Genomic DNA, 14,173 nt, shown 5'->3' on the forward strand with positions numbered 1-14,173 from the left:
CACCTCTCACAAGGAGTATCGAGACTCATGGACGCTGTCACCCAGGTCCCCGCTCCGGTCAACGAGCCGGTGCACAGCTACGCCCCCGGTTCCCCCGAGCGCCTCCGCCTGGAGACCAAGCTCAAGGAGCTGGCCGAGAACCCGCGCGAGCTGCCGATGACCATCGGCGGCGTGAAGCGCCTCGGTGGCGGCGAGGAGTTCAAGGTCGTCCAGCCGCACAACCACAAGGCCGTCATCGGCACCTTCCGCGGCGCCACCGAGCAGGACGCCCAGGACGCCATCGACGCCGCCCTGGCCGCCGCTCCGGCCTGGCGCGCGATGTCCTTCGACGACCGTGCCGCGATCATCCTGCGCGCCGCCGAGCTGCTCGCCGGCCCGTGGCGCGAGACGCTGGCCGCCTCCACCATGCTCGGCCAGTCCAAGACCGCCCAGCAGGCCGAGATCGACACCCCGTGCGAGCTCGTCGACTTCTGGCGCTTCAACGTGGCGTACGCCCGCCAGATCCTCGCCGAGCAGCCGCCGGCGAACTCCCCGGGTGTGTGGAACCGTCTGGACCACCGCCCGCTGGAGGGCTTCGTCTACGCGATCACCCCCTTCAACTTCACCGCCATCGCGGGCAACCTGCCCACCGCCCCCGCCCTCATGGGCAACGTGGTGGTCTGGAAGCCGTCCCCGACGCAGACCCACTCCGCCGTGCTCCTCATGGAGCTCCTGGAGGAGGCCGGCCTGCCGAAGGGCGTCATCAACCTGGTGACCGGCGACGGCATCGCCGTCTCCGAGGTGGCCCTGAACCACCGCGACCTGGCCGGCATCCACTTCACCGGCTCGACCAAGACCTTCCAGCACCTGTGGAAGACGGTCGGCAACAACATCGAGAAGTACCGCTCGTACCCGCGGATCGTCGGCGAGACCGGCGGCAAGGACTTCGTCGTCGCCCACCCCAGCGCCGACCGTGCCGTCCTGAAGACCGCGCTGACCCGTGGCTCCTTCGAGTTCCAGGGCCAGAAGTGCTCCGCCTCCTCCCGCGCCTACATCCCGGCGTCGATCTGGAACGACGGTTTCAAGGAGGAGTTCGCCGCCGAGGTCGACGGCATCACCATGGGTGACGTCACCGACCTGTCGAACTTCATCGGCGCCGTCATCGACGAGCGCTCGTTCGCCAAGAACAAGGCCGCGATCGACCGTGCGTCCGCCGACCCGAGCTGCACGATCATCGCCGGCGGCACCTACGACGACTCGGTGGGCTACTTCGTCCGCCCGACCGTCATCGTCTGCGACGACCCGGAGAACGAGGTCTTCAAGGCCGAGTACTTCGGCCCGATCCTCGCGATCCACGTCTACGAGGACGACGAGTACGACGAGATGCTGACCCAGATGGAGTCGGTCTCGGACTACGCCCTCACCGGCTCGGTCATCTCCGGCGACCGCGCGGCCGCCGCGTACACGATGGAGAAGCTCCGCTTCGCCGCGGGCAACTTCTACATCAACGACAAGTCGACCGGCGCCGTCGTCGGCCAGCAGCCCTTCGGCGGCGGCCGCGCCTCCGGCACCAACGACAAGGCCGGCGCCCCGCAGAACCTGATGCGCTGGACGCTGACCCGCGCCATCAAGGAGACGCTGGTCCCGCCGACCGAGTACGGCTACCCGCACATGGGCTGACGCCCGCCCGCCGCGTGAGCGGCCCCTGATCACCGCCCCCCTCCCCGGTCCCCCAACCGAGGACGGGGGCGGTTCTCATGCGGGGGGCTTACGCTGCTGGGAGGGGGCTCGGCGAGGAGGCACGACATGCCCGGTTCGACGACCATCGGCCCCGGTCACGGGGTCGACGCGATCGAGCACATCGACGCGCTGCGGATGCTGTCCCTGATGAGGGAGCTGCACCGGCTGCTGACCGTGCGGGGATCCGACCGGCTCACGGACGCACAGGTCGCCGCCCTGCTGGAGAGCGACGGCCGCCATCGGGAGGGCTTCACCGACTGGGTGGAGCGCATGACCCGCGACCTGGAGAAGGCTACGGCCTGAGGGCGCGCCGCCCGAGGAAGTCGTCGATCAGGGCGGCGATCGTCGGAGCGTGGGTCTCCAGGGCGAAGTGGCCCGTGGGCAGCAGGTGGATCTCGGCGTCCGGGAGGTCGCGGCGGAAGGCCTCGGCGCCGGCGGGGACGAAGACCTGGTCGCCCTCGCCCCAGACGGCGAGGAGGGGGACCCGGGAGGTGCGGAAGTACTCCTGGAAGGCCGGGTAGAGGGCGAAGTTGGAGCCGTAGTCGGCGATCAGGCCCAGCTGGATCGCGTCCTGGCCCTCGCGGGCCATCAGGGCGGCGTCGTGGTGCCAGGCGTCCGGGCTGAGCAGGTCGCGGTACTCGGCGGGGACGCCCGTCTCGTACTGCCACCGGATGCCGTCCAGGGAGCGGATGGCGCGGACCGGCTCCTCGGTCTCGGGGGTGCGCTCCTCGATCAGGGCGAGGACGGGGGCCCAGGCCCCGGCGCCGAGGCCCTCCTCGTAGGCGTTGCCGTTCTGGGTGACGACGGCGGTGATCCGCTCCGGGTGGGCGAGGGCGAGGCGCAGGCCGATGGGGGCGCCGTAGTCCTGGATGTAGAGCGCGAACCGGTCCAGGCCGAGGGCCTCGGTGAACTCGGCGGTGAGCGCGGCCAGCTCGGCGAAGGTGTAGTCGAAGTCGGCGGCGGAGGGCGCGGCGCTGCGGCCGAAGCCCAGGTGGTCGGGGGCGATGAGCCGGTGGTCGCGGGCGAGCAGGGGGATCAGGTCGCGGAACATGTGCGAGCTGGTGGGGAAGCCGTGCAGCAGGAGCAGTACGGGGGCGTCGGCCGGTCCGGCCTCGCGGTAGGCGATCTCGTGGCCCCGGACGGTGACGGTGCGGTGGTGGGTCGGCAGCACGGACATCGTTCTAACCCCTCAGTTGTCACTCACTGGTTATGGGATGACTCAATCAGGCGTGGGTGTAACCCGTCAATAGGCATTCAAGGGTTAGATGGGTGTGGGAGGGTGAGGCATGACCGTGAGGATCGCGCCCACCCATGAACTCGGCGCCGCCCGGCTCCGCTCCGTACGGGGGATGCTCGACACCGCCTTCGCGGGCGACTTCTCCGACGAGGACTGGGACCACACCCTCGGCGGCGTCCACGCCTGGATCGAGGACGAGCGGGGCGTCGCCGCCCACGGCGCCGTCGTGCAGCGCCGGGCGCTCCACCGCGACCGCTCGCACCGCGTCGGATACGTGGAAGGGGTCGCCGTCCGGCAGGACCTCCGGCGGCGGGGGCTCGGCGGCGCGGTGATGGCCGCACTGGAGCGGGTGATCGACGGGGCGTACGCCTTCGGGGCGCTCGGCGCCTCCGACGAGGGGGCCGCGCTCTACCGGGCGCGCGGCTGGCGGGTCTGGGAGGGGCGCCTCGAAGCGCTCGGGCCCGGGGGGATCGTCCACCTCGCCGAGGAGGAGGGCTTCGTCTTCCTGCGCCCCGCCGGCGACCGGGCCCTGCCGGACCCCGCCGCCCCGCTGGTCTTCGACTGGCGGGACGGCGACGTGATGTGAGGTCGCGTCAGCCCCGGCCGGCGGTCTTCTGCCGGGCGCGGCCCGTCGCGGTCTCCAGGCGCGAGGTGTACACGGCGGAGAGCGCCGAAGTGAGGGCGATCGTGACCGCGAGCCCGGAGGCCCCGATCCCTCCGACGAGGAACAGCGTCAGCGCGCTTCCGACCAGGACGCACCAGACCGTGAGCACCGCCTTGCCCCAGGGGCTCAGGAACAGCCACCGGCGCGGGGCGGCCGGGGGCGCCTCCACGGCGCCCTCCGGTCCCGCGGTCGCCGCGCGCGGCCGCTTGAAGTAGCCGTACACCAGCCACTCGCCGCACAGCTCCCAGCCCTCCGGCGTGAGCTCGTCGAGGACGCGGGTCCGCCTGCGGCCGGCGATCACCTCGCGGCGGTACTCCCAGGCGAGCGCGACCCCGGGCGCCCGGCGGCAGACGAAGCGGCCGAGGGAGTCCAGGCCCTCCACCTCCCAGCCCTGGGCGCCGTGGACGTCCAGCATCCGGCGGTCGTTGAAGAGGTCGGCGGTCCACGTCCAGTGCTCCGCCGCCCCGTCCGGCTCCCCGGGGGCCGGGGCGAGTCCGCCCAGGCGGGCCGCGAAGCCCGCGGCCGGTCCGAACTCCTCCTCCGGAGCGGTCCCCGTCTCCGCGAGGTGCCCGCGCAGCTCGTCGGCGGTCCGTGCGATCTGCTCCTCGGGTACCCCCGCGGCGCGCAGCGCGTCGGTCAGCTCGGCGAAGTAGGCGTCGGTGGTCATGGTGCGGTTCCCCCTGTGTGCAGTTGCGTCCGTACGGCCCGGTGGAACTCCGACCAGGCCTCGCTCTCGGCCGCGAGGTGTGCCCGGCCCGGGTCGGTGAGCCGGTAGTAGCGGCGCCCGGGCCCGCGCTCGGCGGCGCGGAACTCGGCCTCCACCAGGCCGGCCTGCTCCAGGCGGTTCAGCACGGGATAGAGCGTCCCGCCCTTGATCTCGCCCAGGCCCGCCCCGTCGAGCGCCTTCGCGATCTCGTACCCGTAACTCTCTCCGTCGGTCAGGCAGGAGAGGACGAGCAGGTCGAGGACTCCCTTGAGCCAGCTGGATCTGCGGTCTGCGGCCATGCACCCATCTGATCACTACCTAGGTAGGAATGCAATCTAGATGCGATGGCTAGCGAGTCGCGAGCGTCTTTCCGAGGTTCTCGCCGCCGAGCGGGCTCGGATGGGCCGCGAGCGGGACGTCGGGGCCGAAGTCGGGGACCGGGCGGACCTCGTCCCGGGCGACCGGGGCGTGGGTGCGCCAGCCCTTGCGGTACAGGACGAGGTCGCCGGGGCGCAGCGACGGGGCCCGGGGGTCGAGCACCCGGCCGAGGGTGCGGCCCTCCATGGGGGAGTTCGGGGTCCACGGCGCGTCGTCGTCCATCGCCTCGCGGTGGTGCGGGGCGACGGACCACTGGAGGTTCTCGACGAGGGCGGTGCCCGGCTCGGGGAGGGGACCGGGGGCTCGACGAAGGCGAAGTGGCCGGCGGCGGGGAAGCCGTGGGGGCGGGAGGTCTGCTGGACGGTGATCATGCCCCGGTGGAGGTCGCCGATCTCGGAGCGGCCCGCCCGACCGGGTCCGTCGGCTGTGTCACCACCCCTGAGCCGGCGAGATCCCCCGCCGTGCGGTCGCTGATCCGCGAGCTGCGCGGCACGGAGGGTTGATCGCCGTCTCAGATAGTAGGAAGTCCGAGTAATTGTGGAGACAGATGAGGGGGCCTGCCCTAGCTTTGTAGAAGCCGAACGTCTCGCTTCATCAAGCGAATGGCGGCCGAGAGCGCGACGCCCTGTGCAGGCAACCCCTGCGGCGGCGCTCCCCGCCCCTTCCGGCGCCTTCGATCACAAGCTGATCTCCGCACATCCGGATCACCAATGATCTCAAGGAGTCGATCCCTCATGGCCGCTCAGACCGCCCGCCGCGTCCGCCACTCCGCCAACCGTCCCAGCGACGAGGCCCGCCAGAACGCCGCCGCCGCCCTCCAGCGCGCCCTCGACCGCCGCGACAACGGCGGCTCCACCGGTCACTGAAGCGCTCCGGCGCACCCCCGTCCGGCTGTCCGTTCGTCCACATGGCGGACGGAACGTGTCAGACGATGGGACGAAGAGTAGGGTGCCGACATGTCTCACAGCATCAATCTCGCAGTCATTCCCGGCGACGGCATCGGCCAGGAGGTCGTGGCCCAGGGCCTCAAGATCCTCGCGGCCGTCCTTCCCCAGGACGTGAAGCTGGAGACCGAGGAGTACGACTTCGGCGCCAAGCGCTACCACGCCACCGGTGAGACCCTCACCGACGCCGATCTCGCCTCCCTCAAGAAGCACGACGCCATCCTGCTCGGCGCCATCGGCGACCCGTCGGTGCCGTCCGGCGTCCTGGAGCGCGGTTTCCTGCTGAAGCTCCGCTTCGCCTTCGACCACCACGTGAACCTGCGTCCCTCGAAGCTGCTCCCCGGCGTGGCCACCCCGCTCGCCGGGCAGCCCGAGATCGACTTCGTCGTGGTCCGCGAGGGCACCGAGGGCCCGTACACGGGCAACGGCGGCACCATCCGCAAGGGCACCCCGCACGAGGTCGCCACCGAGGTCTCGGTCAACACCGCCTTCGGCGTCGAGCGCGTGGTCCGGGACGCCTTCGCCCGCGCCCAGGCCCGCCCGCGCAAGAAGCTGACGCTGGTCCACAAGAACAACGTGCTGACCTTCGCCGGCCACCTCTGGACGGACACCTTCGCCAAGGTGGCCCGGGAGTACCCCGAGGTCACCACCGACTACCTGCACGTCGACGCCGCGACGATCTTCCTCGTCACCGACCCGGCCCGCTTCGACGTGATCGTCACCGACAACCTCTTCGGCGACATCATCACCGACCTCGCCGCGGCCGTCTCCGGCGGCATCGGCGTCGCCGCCTCGGGCAACATCAACCCGAGCGGCGAGTTCCCGTCCATGTTCGAGCCGGTCCACGGCTCCGCGCCGGACATCGCGGGCCAGGGCAAGGCCGACCCCACGGCCACCGTCCTCTCCGTCGCCCTCCTGCTCCGCCACCTCGGCTACGAGGCCGAGGCCGCCCGGGTCGAGGAGGCCGTCGCGGCCGACCTCACCGAGCGCGGCGACTCCGTCCGCACGACGGACGAGATCGGCGACGCGCTCGCCGCGCGAGTAGCGAGCTGACCCGCGCCGACTGACACCACACAGCAGCCGCCGGGTCGCACCAGCGCCCGGCGGCTGTCCCATGCGCGGCCGCGGGGCGCTCCCCCCGATCCCCGGACCGCGCGCACCCGTTTTCCGCACAGGTCCCCGCGAGCGATAATCGAACGTGGGGCCGCGGCATACGGGCATGCCCGGACGCCCGCTCGTCGGGGACGACAGTCCCCGTCGACGGCGTGCGCGCGGTCCTCCCCATCACAACCGGTGAAGGACACGCACTCATGACGACGCCCACGATCGAGCTCAAGCCCTCCTCCAGCCCGCTGTCCGCCGCGGAGCGCGAGGCGATCCTGGCCAAGCCGGGATTCGGCCGCCACTTCACCGACCACATGGTCACCATCCGGTGGACCGAGGGCCGCGGCTGGCACGACGCCCAGCTCGTGCCGTACGGTCCGCTGTCCCTGGACCCGGCCACGAACGTCCTGCACTACGCGCAGGAGATCTTCGAGGGCCTGAAGGCCTACCGCCGCCCCGACGGCTCGGTCGCCACCTTCCGTCCCGACGCCAACGCCCGCCGCTTCCAGGCCTCCGCCCGCCGGCTCGGCATGCCCGAGCTGCCGGTCGAGACCTTCGTCGAGGCGTGTGACGTGCTCGTCCGGCAGGACGAGGCCTGGGTTCCGGCGCACGGCGGCGAGGACTCGCTCTACCTGCGTCCGTTCATGATCGCCACCGAGGTCGGCCTCGGTGTCCGCCCGGCCAACGAGTACCTGTTCGTCGTCATCGCCTCGCCGGCCGGCCCGTACTTCGCGGGCGGCGTGAAGCCCGTCTCCATCTGGGCCTCGGAGGACCGCGTCCGCGCCGTCCCCGGCGGCGTCGGCGACGCCAAGACCGGCGGCAACTACGCGGCCTCCCTGCTCGCGCAGGCCGAGGCGGCGGCCAAGGGCTGCGACCAGGTCTGCTACCTCGACGCGGTCGAGCACAAGTGGGTCGAGGAACTCGGCGGCATGAACCTGTACTTCGTGTACGGCGACAAGATCGTCACCCCCACCCTCACCGGTTCGCTGCTCGCGGGCATCACCCGCGACTCGCTCCTCAAGGTCGCCCAGGACCTGGGCTACGAGTCCGAGGAGGCCCGCGTCTCCATCGACCAGTGGCAGGCCGACACCGAGAACGGCACCCTCACCGAGGTCTTCGCCTGCGGCACCGCCGCCGTCATCACCCCGGTCGGCCTGGTCAAGTCCGCCCGGGGCGAGTGGCAGCAGTCGGGCGGCGAGCCCGGTGAGGTCACGATGAAGCTGCGCGAGGCGCTGCTCGCCATCCAGACCGGCAAGGCCGAGGACGTCCACGGCTGGATGCACGAGCTCGGCAAGTAACTACTCGGTCGCCGCCAGGGCTTCCGGGGCCGTCGTCACGGTCCCGGGAGCCCTGTTCGGCGTCAGTACGGCGTACAGCGCGCCGCCCACGATCCCCGAGAGGACGAAGCTGCAGTCGATCCCGCCCGTGAGGGCGAGCAGCGGCCCCTCGTAGAGCGGCGTCGACACCGCGGCCAGGCCGACCGCCGCGCCGACCGCCCAGGAGAAGGTGGCGCGCGGGTGCCAGCCCGCCGAGAACCAGTAGATCCCGCCGCGCGAGCGCTGGTTGAAGACCTGGAGCGCCTCCGGGTCGTACGTACCGCCGCAGCGGGCGTGCCCGATCAGGGTGATCACCGCCCACGGGGTCCCGATCGCCGTGAGCAGCAGCACGAACGAGGTCATCGCCGTCTGGGCGTCCGAGGCGAAGTGGCCGACGAAGACGAAGGCCGTCGCCACCGCCGCGACGACGAGGGTGGCACGCGCGCGCGTGGCCCTGGGCAGGATCGCGTCGAGGTCGAGGCCCATCGAGTACAGCATCAGACCGGCGTTGCCGACGGAGCCGGCGGTGGCGGCGATCAGCAGCGGCACGAGGTACCAGACGGGGGACGCGTCGACGAGCGGCCCCGCGTAGTCCAGGCCGCCGCGCGCCGCGAGGGCGGTGAACGTGCCGAAGAGCTGCGGGACGAGCAGGCCGACGGTCAGGCCCAGGCAGGTGGCCCGCCACACCGTCTTCGCGCCGTACCGCTCGGGGGAGACGTACCGGGTGTAGTCGCCGAGCAGGGTGATGAAGGCGACCGGTCCGCTGAGTCCGGCCGCCACGGCCGAGAGCAGCCAGGTCGGCCAGAAGGAGCCGAGCAGGTACGGGGTGTCCGGGACCGCGGCCGTGGTGAAGTTCCCGGCGTAGGCGGCGATGCCGATGGCGAGGAGCGCCGTCATGCCGATCGCGAGCGCCTTGCTCAGCTTGAGCAGCAGCCGGTAGCCGTACACCGCGCCGACCACCGTGCAGGCGGCGAGGAACGCGTAGACGAGGGCGTGGACGGCACCGCCGGTCGGCAGGCCGACGAGACGGGAGAGCGTGCCCACCATCACGTCGCCGCCGATCCAGAGGGTCAGCGCGGTGTAGCCCAGCGAGAGCAGCAGGCCGACCACGGAGCCGACGAGCCGGCCCCGGACGCCGAAGAAGGCGCCGGAGGAGGTGGAGAGGTTCGTCGCGGTGCGGAGGGACACGAGCGCGAGGGGGGCGGTGACCGCGACGCCGACGAGGGTGCCGGTGACGACGGAGGTCACCGAGGCCCAGAAGCCGAGTCCGAAGGAGACCGGCAGCCAGCCGAAGACGATCACCCCCAGACAGAGGTTGGATCCGAGCAGGATCGAGACGAGGTCGCGGGGGCCGCTGGTGCGTTCGGCCTCGGGGATGGTGTCGACTCCGCGCTGTTCTATCGGCATGAGGACTCCCTGCGTGGGCGGGCGGGACAGTTTTAGAGCGGCGCTCAATGTGACCTACGCCCGTCGGTGACGTCAATGCTTGGAAGCTGGCTTCCCAACATTTAGAGTGTCGCTCAAACGTGTCGCAATTGCAGGAGGTGTTTGGGGCGTGAGACTGACCCCCACGGAACGCGACCGGCTGCTTCTCTTCGGTGCCGCCGAGCTCGCCCGCGCCCGCCGGGCCCGGGGACTGCGGCTCAACGTGCCCGAGGCGACCGCGCTCATCGCGGACACCGTCTGCGAGGCGGCCCGCGACGGCAAGCGACTCGCCGAGGCGATCGAGGCGGCCCGCTCCGTCCTCGGCCCCGACGACGTCCTGCCCGGTGTCGCCGACGTGGTCACCGAGGTCCACGTCGAGGCCGTCTTCGACGACGGCTCCCGGCTCGCGGTCGTCTCCGACCCGATCGGCGGGGGCGGTCTGGGCCCCGGGGCCCCGGGCGCGCTGCTGCCCGGCCCCGGGCACCCGGAGTCCGAACCGGCGCTCACCCTCTCCGTACGGAACACGGCGACGGTCCCCGTGAGCGTGACCTCCCACTTCCACTTCTTCGAGGTCAACCCGCGCCTCGACTTCGACCGGGCCGCCGCCTACGGCATGCGCCTCGCCATCCCGGCCGGGGCCTCCTTCCGCTTCGACCCGGGCGGCGAGGCCGAGGTCGGGCTCGTCCCGATCGGCGGCGCCCGCGTCGCCATCGGCTTCGCGGGCCTGGTCGACGGCCCGCTGGACGCGCCCGGCGCGCGCGAAGAGGCACTCCGCCGGGCGGCGGCCTGCGGCTACCTGGGCGTTCTGTCCGACGAGGAGAACGACTGATGGACCCGTACGAGTACGCATCCGTGCACGGCCCGCGCGCCGGGGACCGTGTCGTCCTGGGCGACTCCGGCCTCGTCGTCCGCGTCGAGTCCGACTCGCAGAAGCCCGGGGACGAGTTCCTCGCCGGCTTCGGCAAGACCGCCCGCGACGGCCTGCACCTGAAGGCCGCGGCGGTCCGCGAGACCTGCGACGTGGTCATCAGCAACGTCCTGGTCATCGACGCCGTGCAGGGCATCCGCAAGGTGTCCGTCGGCATCCGCGAGGGCCGGATCCACGCCATCGGACGGGCCGGCAACCCCGACACCCTCGACGGCGTCGACGTCGTCGTCGGCACCGGCACCTCGATCGTCTCCGGCGAGGGCCTCATCGCCACCGCCGGTGCCGTCGACACCCACGTCCACCTCCTCTCCCCGCGGATCATGGAGGCCTCGCTCGCCAGCGGCGTCACCACGATCATCGGCCAGGAGTTCGGCCCCGTCTGGGGCGTCGGCGTCAACTCGCCCTGGGCCCTGAAGCACGCCTTCAACGCCTTCGACGCCTGGCCCGTGAACATCGGCTTCCTGGCCCGGGGCTCCTCCTCGGACACGGCGCCGCTGGTGGAGGCCCTCGCCGAGGGCGGCGCCTCGGGCTTCAAGGTCCACGAGGACATGGGCGCCCACACCCGCGCCCTGGACACCGCGCTGCGGGTCGCCGAGGAGCACGACGTCCAGGTGGCGCTGCACTCCGACGGCCTGAACGAGTGCCTGTCCGTCGAGGACACCCTCCGCGTCCTGGAGGGGCGCACGATCCACGCCTTCCACATCGAGGGCTGCGGCGGCGGACACGTCCCCAACGTCCTGAAGATGGCGGGCGTGCCGAACGTCATCGGCTCCTCCACCAACCCCACCCTGCCCTTCGGGCGGGACGCGGTCGCCGAGCACTACGGGATGATCGTCTCCGTCCACGACCTGAAGACCGACCTGCCCGGCGACGCCGCGATGGCGCGCGACCGGATCCGGGCCGGGACGATGGGCGCGGAGGACGTCCTGCACGACCTCGGCGCGATCGGGATCACCTCCTCCGACGCGCAGGGGATGGGAAGGGCCGGCGAGACCGTACGCCGGACCTTCGCCATGGCCGGGAAGATGAAGGCCGAGCTCGGCCCCATGGAGGGCGACGGCGCGCACGACGACAACGCGCGCGTGCTGCGCTACATGGCCAAGCTGACCATCAACCCGGCGATCGCCCACGGCCTCGCCCACGAGATCGGCTCGATCGAGGTCGGGAAGATGGCCGACATCGTGCTGTGGCGCCCGGAGTTCTTCGGCGCCAAGCCGCAGATGGTCATCAAGAACGGCTTCCCCGCGTGGGGGGTCGTGGGCGATCCGAACGCCGCCACCGACACCTGTCAGCCACTGGTCCTCGGACCGCTGTTCGGCGCGCACGGCGCCACGCCCGCCGACATCTCGGTCGCGTTCGTCGCACAGGCCGCCGTCGACCTCGGCTCCGACGCGATGCCGACCCGCCGCCGCCGGGTCGCCGTGCGCGGCACCCGCGGCATCGGCCCGGCCGACCTGCGGTTCAACTCCCGCGTCGGCGACGTGCAGGTCGACGACCGGACCGGCCTCGTCTCGCTCGACGGCTCCCCGATCCGCTCCGAGGCGGCCGAGTCCGTCTCCCTCAACCGCCTCTACTTCCTCTAGGACCTGACTCATGACCTTCCGCATGCCCGCCGAGTGGATGCCGCACGAGCGCACCTGGATGGCCTGGCCCAGCCCCAACCCCACCTTCACCAACGACGAGGAGCTCGCCGAGGCCCGTACCGCCTGGGCGTCGGTGGCCCGCGCCGTCCGCCGCTTCGAGCCGGTGACGGTGGTCGTCGCCCCCGGCGACGCGGAGTCCGCCGCGGCGCTCCTCGGCCCGGACGTCGACCTCGTCGAGCGCGAGCTCGACGACGCCTGGATGCGGGACATCGGCCCGACCTTCGTCACGAACGGCACCGAACTCGCCGCCGTCGACTGGGTCTTCAACGGCTGGGGCGCCCAGGACTGGGCGCGCTGGGAGCACGACTCCAAGATCGCCCGCCATGTCGCGGACGTCGCGGGAGTCCCCGTGCTCTCCTCCCCCCTCGTCAACGAGGGCGGCGCGATCCACGTCGACGGCGAGGGCACCGTCCTCCTCACCGACACCGTGCAGCTCGGCTCCGGCCGCAACCCCGAGTGGACGCGCGAGCAGGTCGAGCAGGAGATCCACGCCAAGCTCGGCACGACGAAGGCGATCTGGCTCCCCCACGGCCTCGCCGGCGACTACGGCCTCTACGGCACCCAGGGCCACGTCGACATCGTCGCCGCCTTCGCCCGCCCCGGCACGGTCCTCGTCCACAGCCAGCAGGACCCGGCCCACCCCGACTACGAGCGCTCCCGGATGTACGTGAACATCCTGCGCGGCCAGACCGACGCCCAGGGCCGCGCCCTGGAGGTCATCGAGGTCCCGGCCCCGACCGTCCTCAAGGACGAGGAGGGCGACTGGGTCGACTACTCGTACATCAACCACTACCTGTGCAACGACGGCGTCGTCCTCTGCGCCTTCGACGACCCGCACGACGAGCTCGCCGCGGAGATCTTCCGCCGCCTCTTCCCGGAGCGCGAGGTCGTCCTGGTCGACGCCCGCACGATCTTCGCGGGCGGCGGTGGCATCCACTGCATCACGCAGCAGCAGCCGGCGGTGTAGGAAACCGGCTCGCCGTGGCCGCACGCCGTGTGACAGCGTGCGGCCATGAGCACGCACCCCTCCGGCCGGTACGCCCTCACCTTCCTGTGCTCCGTCCCCGACGACGCCTGGTACGTGGAGCTGGACGAGGTGTCCGGGCAGCGGCAGCTGGCGGTGGGGGTCGTGCCGGACGAGGACCCGGCGCGCGAGCCGACGGTCTGGTTCGACCCGCGCGGCGAGCGGGAGATCCCGTACGACGTCATGCGGTGGTTCATGGACGCCGTGGCCGAGGAGATCCGCACCTCCCGCGCCTGGATGGCGCTCCGCCCCGACCTGGTCGAGGTGGTCCACGGGCTCCGGCAGGAGCACCTGGGCGTGATCGCCGACGAGGACCTGCCGCCCGTCCTCGCCGGGCTGCGCGCCGCCGTGCCCGAGGCCGACCTCGCCGACGTCATGCTGCACGCCTTCGGGCGCGGGCCCGACGGCCGCATCCTGTAGAACGTACGAGTGAGTCAGAGCAGCAACCCCGCCCCTTCCCCCTCCCACCCCCGCCGCCGCAACCAGGCCGCCCCGCCCCGGGAGGACGTGCTCGCCGCGGCCATGGACACCATCGCCGAGCGGGGGCTCGACGGGCTCACCATGGCCGGGCTCGGGCGGCAGGTGGGGATGAGCAGCGGGCACCTCCTCTACTACTTCCGCACCAAGGACGAGCTGCTGCTGCAGACCCTGGAGTGGAGCGAGGGGCGGCTCGGGGCCGAGCGCAGCGCGCTGCTGTCCCGGCCGGGGACGGCGCGCGACCGGCTCGACGGGTACGTCGAGGTGTACGTGCCCGACGGGCCCCGCGACCCGCACTGGACCCTCTGGCTGGAGGTCTGGAACCGGTCGCAGAACGCCGACGACGACGCCCGCGCCCGGCAGGCCGCCATCGAGGGGGCCTGGCACCGGGACCTGGTCGCGATCCTCGCCGAAGGCGTCTCGCGGGAGGAGTTCCGCGCGGTCGACCCGGACCGCTTCGCCACCCGGATGCGGGCCCTGCTCGACGGCTTCAGCGTGCACGTCGCGGTCGGCATCCCGGGCACGGGGCGGGAGCAGGTCCTCGCGCACGTGCGGGAGTTCATCGAGCAGGACCTGGTCGCGCGACCGCAACGCACGTAAGTACACCC

At 72.1% G+C, this 14,173-nt stretch carries 15 protein-coding genes and 1 pseudogene; 11 read left to right on the forward strand and 5 right to left on the reverse strand.

Going from position 1 to position 14,173, the window contains the following annotated elements; genetic code table 11:
* The first annotated feature begins 27 nt into the window (after nt 1–27).
* Nucleotides 28–1,659 (forward strand): L-glutamate gamma-semialdehyde dehydrogenase, encoded by a 1,632-nt coding sequence (gene pruA, locus ACFYUZ_RS24020; protein ID WP_389312420.1) that lies wholly within the window; start codon nt 28–30, stop codon nt 1,657–1,659.
* A gap of 126 nt (nt 1,660–1,785) precedes the next feature.
* Nucleotides 1,786–2,022 (forward strand): hypothetical protein, encoded by a 237-nt coding sequence (locus ACFYUZ_RS24025; protein WP_389312422.1) that lies wholly within the window; start codon nt 1,786–1,788, stop codon nt 2,020–2,022.
* Here ACFYUZ_RS24025 and ACFYUZ_RS24030 read toward each other — a convergent pair.
* On the reverse strand, nt 2,012–2,896 hold the full coding sequence (locus ACFYUZ_RS24030) for an alpha/beta fold hydrolase (RefSeq protein WP_389312424.1): 885 nt from the start codon (nt 2,894–2,896) through the stop codon (nt 2,012–2,014). The two genes, ACFYUZ_RS24025 and ACFYUZ_RS24030, sit on opposite strands and share 11 nt — an antisense overlap.
* Before the next feature lie 109 nt (nt 2,897–3,005).
* Between ACFYUZ_RS24030 and ACFYUZ_RS24035 the strand changes: the two genes are divergently transcribed.
* Nucleotides 3,006–3,542, forward strand: coding sequence for a GNAT family N-acetyltransferase (locus tag ACFYUZ_RS24035; RefSeq protein ID WP_389312426.1), 537 nt, complete (start codon nt 3,006–3,008; stop codon nt 3,540–3,542).
* Between the two features lie 7 nt (nt 3,543–3,549).
* On the opposite strand, the gene ACFYUZ_RS24040 is transcribed toward ACFYUZ_RS24035, so the two are convergent.
* The 3 genes and pseudogenes from ACFYUZ_RS24040 to ACFYUZ_RS24050 all read right to left on the reverse strand — a co-directional run.
* Entirely contained in the window at nt 3,550–4,287 is a 738-nt protein-coding gene (locus ACFYUZ_RS24040; protein WP_389312428.1) for a hypothetical protein, read from the reverse strand.
* Nucleotides 4,284–4,625 carry a PadR family transcriptional regulator gene (locus ACFYUZ_RS24045; RefSeq protein WP_389312430.1) on the reverse strand — a complete coding sequence of 114 codons (342 nt, stop codon included), beginning with the start codon at nt 4,623–4,625 and terminating at the stop codon, nt 4,284–4,286. The genes ACFYUZ_RS24040 and ACFYUZ_RS24045 overlap by 4 nt, the downstream gene beginning before the upstream one ends.
* Before the next feature lie 49 nt (nt 4,626–4,674).
* A pseudogene (locus ACFYUZ_RS24050) lies at nt 4,675–4,980 on the reverse strand (NADP-dependent oxidoreductase); the annotation flags it as partial.
* Nucleotides 4,981–5,438: 458 nt separating this feature from the next.
* On the opposite strand from ACFYUZ_RS24050, the gene ACFYUZ_RS24055 reads away from it, so the two are divergent.
* From ACFYUZ_RS24055 to ACFYUZ_RS24065, 3 genes are all read left to right on the forward strand, one after another.
* Nucleotides 5,439–5,570, forward strand: coding sequence for a hypothetical protein (locus ACFYUZ_RS24055; protein WP_256341282.1), 132 nt, complete (start codon nt 5,439–5,441; stop codon nt 5,568–5,570).
* A gap of 90 nt (nt 5,571–5,660) precedes the next feature.
* A complete protein-coding gene (locus ACFYUZ_RS24060) occupies nt 5,661–6,701 on the forward strand; it encodes a 3-isopropylmalate dehydrogenase (protein WP_389312432.1) in 1,041 nt (346 codons plus the stop codon).
* A 257-nt stretch (nt 6,702–6,958) separates the two neighbouring features.
* Nucleotides 6,959–8,050, forward strand: a complete 1,092-nt coding sequence (locus ACFYUZ_RS24065) for a branched-chain amino acid aminotransferase (protein ID WP_389312434.1) — start codon at nt 6,959–6,961, stop codon at nt 8,048–8,050.
* Here ACFYUZ_RS24065 and ACFYUZ_RS24070 read toward each other — a convergent pair whose 3' ends face one another.
* Nucleotides 8,051–9,475, reverse strand: a complete 1,425-nt coding sequence (locus ACFYUZ_RS24070) for a cytosine permease (RefSeq protein WP_389312435.1) — start codon at nt 9,473–9,475, stop codon at nt 8,051–8,053.
* Between the two features lie 148 nt (nt 9,476–9,623).
* Between ACFYUZ_RS24070 and ureA the strand changes: the two genes are divergently transcribed.
* The 5 genes from ureA to ACFYUZ_RS24095 all read left to right on the forward strand — a co-directional run bounded on the left by ureA (nt 9,624) and on the right by ACFYUZ_RS24095 (nt 14,165).
* On the forward strand, nt 9,624–10,322 hold the full coding sequence (gene ureA, locus ACFYUZ_RS24075) for an urease subunit gamma (protein WP_389312437.1): 699 nt from the start codon (nt 9,624–9,626) through the stop codon (nt 10,320–10,322).
* A complete protein-coding gene (locus ACFYUZ_RS24080) occupies nt 10,322–12,004 on the forward strand; it encodes an urease subunit alpha (RefSeq protein ID WP_389312438.1) in 1,683 nt (560 codons plus the stop codon). The genes ureA and ACFYUZ_RS24080 overlap by 1 nt, the downstream gene beginning before the upstream one ends.
* Nucleotides 12,005–12,014: 10 nt before the next feature.
* Nucleotides 12,015–13,031, forward strand: coding sequence for an agmatine/peptidylarginine deiminase (locus tag ACFYUZ_RS24085; RefSeq protein WP_389312440.1), 1,017 nt, complete (start codon nt 12,015–12,017; stop codon nt 13,029–13,031).
* Nucleotides 13,032–13,076: 45 nt separating this feature from the next.
* A complete protein-coding gene (locus tag ACFYUZ_RS24090) occupies nt 13,077–13,508 on the forward strand; it encodes a hypothetical protein (RefSeq protein ID WP_389312441.1) in 432 nt (143 codons plus the stop codon).
* Nucleotides 13,509–13,610: 102 nt separating this feature from the next.
* Nucleotides 13,611–14,165 (forward strand): TetR/AcrR family transcriptional regulator, encoded by a 555-nt coding sequence (locus ACFYUZ_RS24095; protein ID WP_389312652.1) that lies wholly within the window; start codon nt 13,611–13,613, stop codon nt 14,163–14,165.
* Nucleotides 14,166–14,173 lie beyond the last annotated feature (8 nt).

The organism is Streptomyces sp. NPDC004266, from assembly GCF_042874095.1.
Classification (GTDB): Bacteria; Actinomycetota; Actinomycetes; order Streptomycetales; family Streptomycetaceae; genus Streptomyces.

Excerpts from the sequence above, each read along its gene's own strand:
- ACFYUZ_RS24065 (WP_389312434.1), top strand. The coding sequence starts at position 6,959 with ATGACGACGCCCACGATCGAGCTCAAGCCCTCCTCCAGCCCGCTGTCC.
- ACFYUZ_RS24040 (WP_389312428.1), bottom strand. The coding sequence starts at position 4,287 with ATGACCACCGACGCCTACTTCGCCGAGCTGACCGACGCGCTGCGCGCC.
- ACFYUZ_RS24055 (WP_256341282.1), top strand. The coding sequence starts at position 5,439 with ATGGCCGCTCAGACCGCCCGCCGCGTCCGCCACTCCGCCAACCGTCCC.
- ACFYUZ_RS24035 (WP_389312426.1), top strand. The coding sequence starts at position 3,006 with ATGACCGTGAGGATCGCGCCCACCCATGAACTCGGCGCCGCCCGGCTC.
- ACFYUZ_RS24080 (WP_389312438.1), top strand. The coding sequence starts at position 10,322 with ATGGACCCGTACGAGTACGCATCCGTGCACGGCCCGCGCGCCGGGGAC.
- ACFYUZ_RS24090 (WP_389312441.1), top strand. The coding sequence starts at position 13,077 with ATGAGCACGCACCCCTCCGGCCGGTACGCCCTCACCTTCCTGTGCTCC.
- ACFYUZ_RS24060 (WP_389312432.1), top strand. The coding sequence starts at position 5,661 with ATGTCTCACAGCATCAATCTCGCAGTCATTCCCGGCGACGGCATCGGC.
- ACFYUZ_RS24070 (WP_389312435.1), bottom strand. The coding sequence starts at position 9,475 with ATGCCGATAGAACAGCGCGGAGTCGACACCATCCCCGAGGCCGAACGC.
- ACFYUZ_RS24025 (WP_389312422.1), top strand. The coding sequence starts at position 1,786 with ATGCCCGGTTCGACGACCATCGGCCCCGGTCACGGGGTCGACGCGATC.
- ACFYUZ_RS24095 (WP_389312652.1), top strand. The coding sequence starts at position 13,611 with ATGGACACCATCGCCGAGCGGGGGCTCGACGGGCTCACCATGGCCGGG.
- ACFYUZ_RS24085 (WP_389312440.1), top strand. The coding sequence starts at position 12,015 with ATGACCTTCCGCATGCCCGCCGAGTGGATGCCGCACGAGCGCACCTGG.
- ACFYUZ_RS24045 (WP_389312430.1), bottom strand. The coding sequence starts at position 4,625 with ATGGCCGCAGACCGCAGATCCAGCTGGCTCAAGGGAGTCCTCGACCTG.
- pruA (WP_389312420.1), top strand. The coding sequence starts at position 28 with ATGGACGCTGTCACCCAGGTCCCCGCTCCGGTCAACGAGCCGGTGCAC.
- ACFYUZ_RS24030 (WP_389312424.1), bottom strand. The coding sequence starts at position 2,896 with ATGTCCGTGCTGCCGACCCACCACCGCACCGTCACCGTCCGGGGCCAC.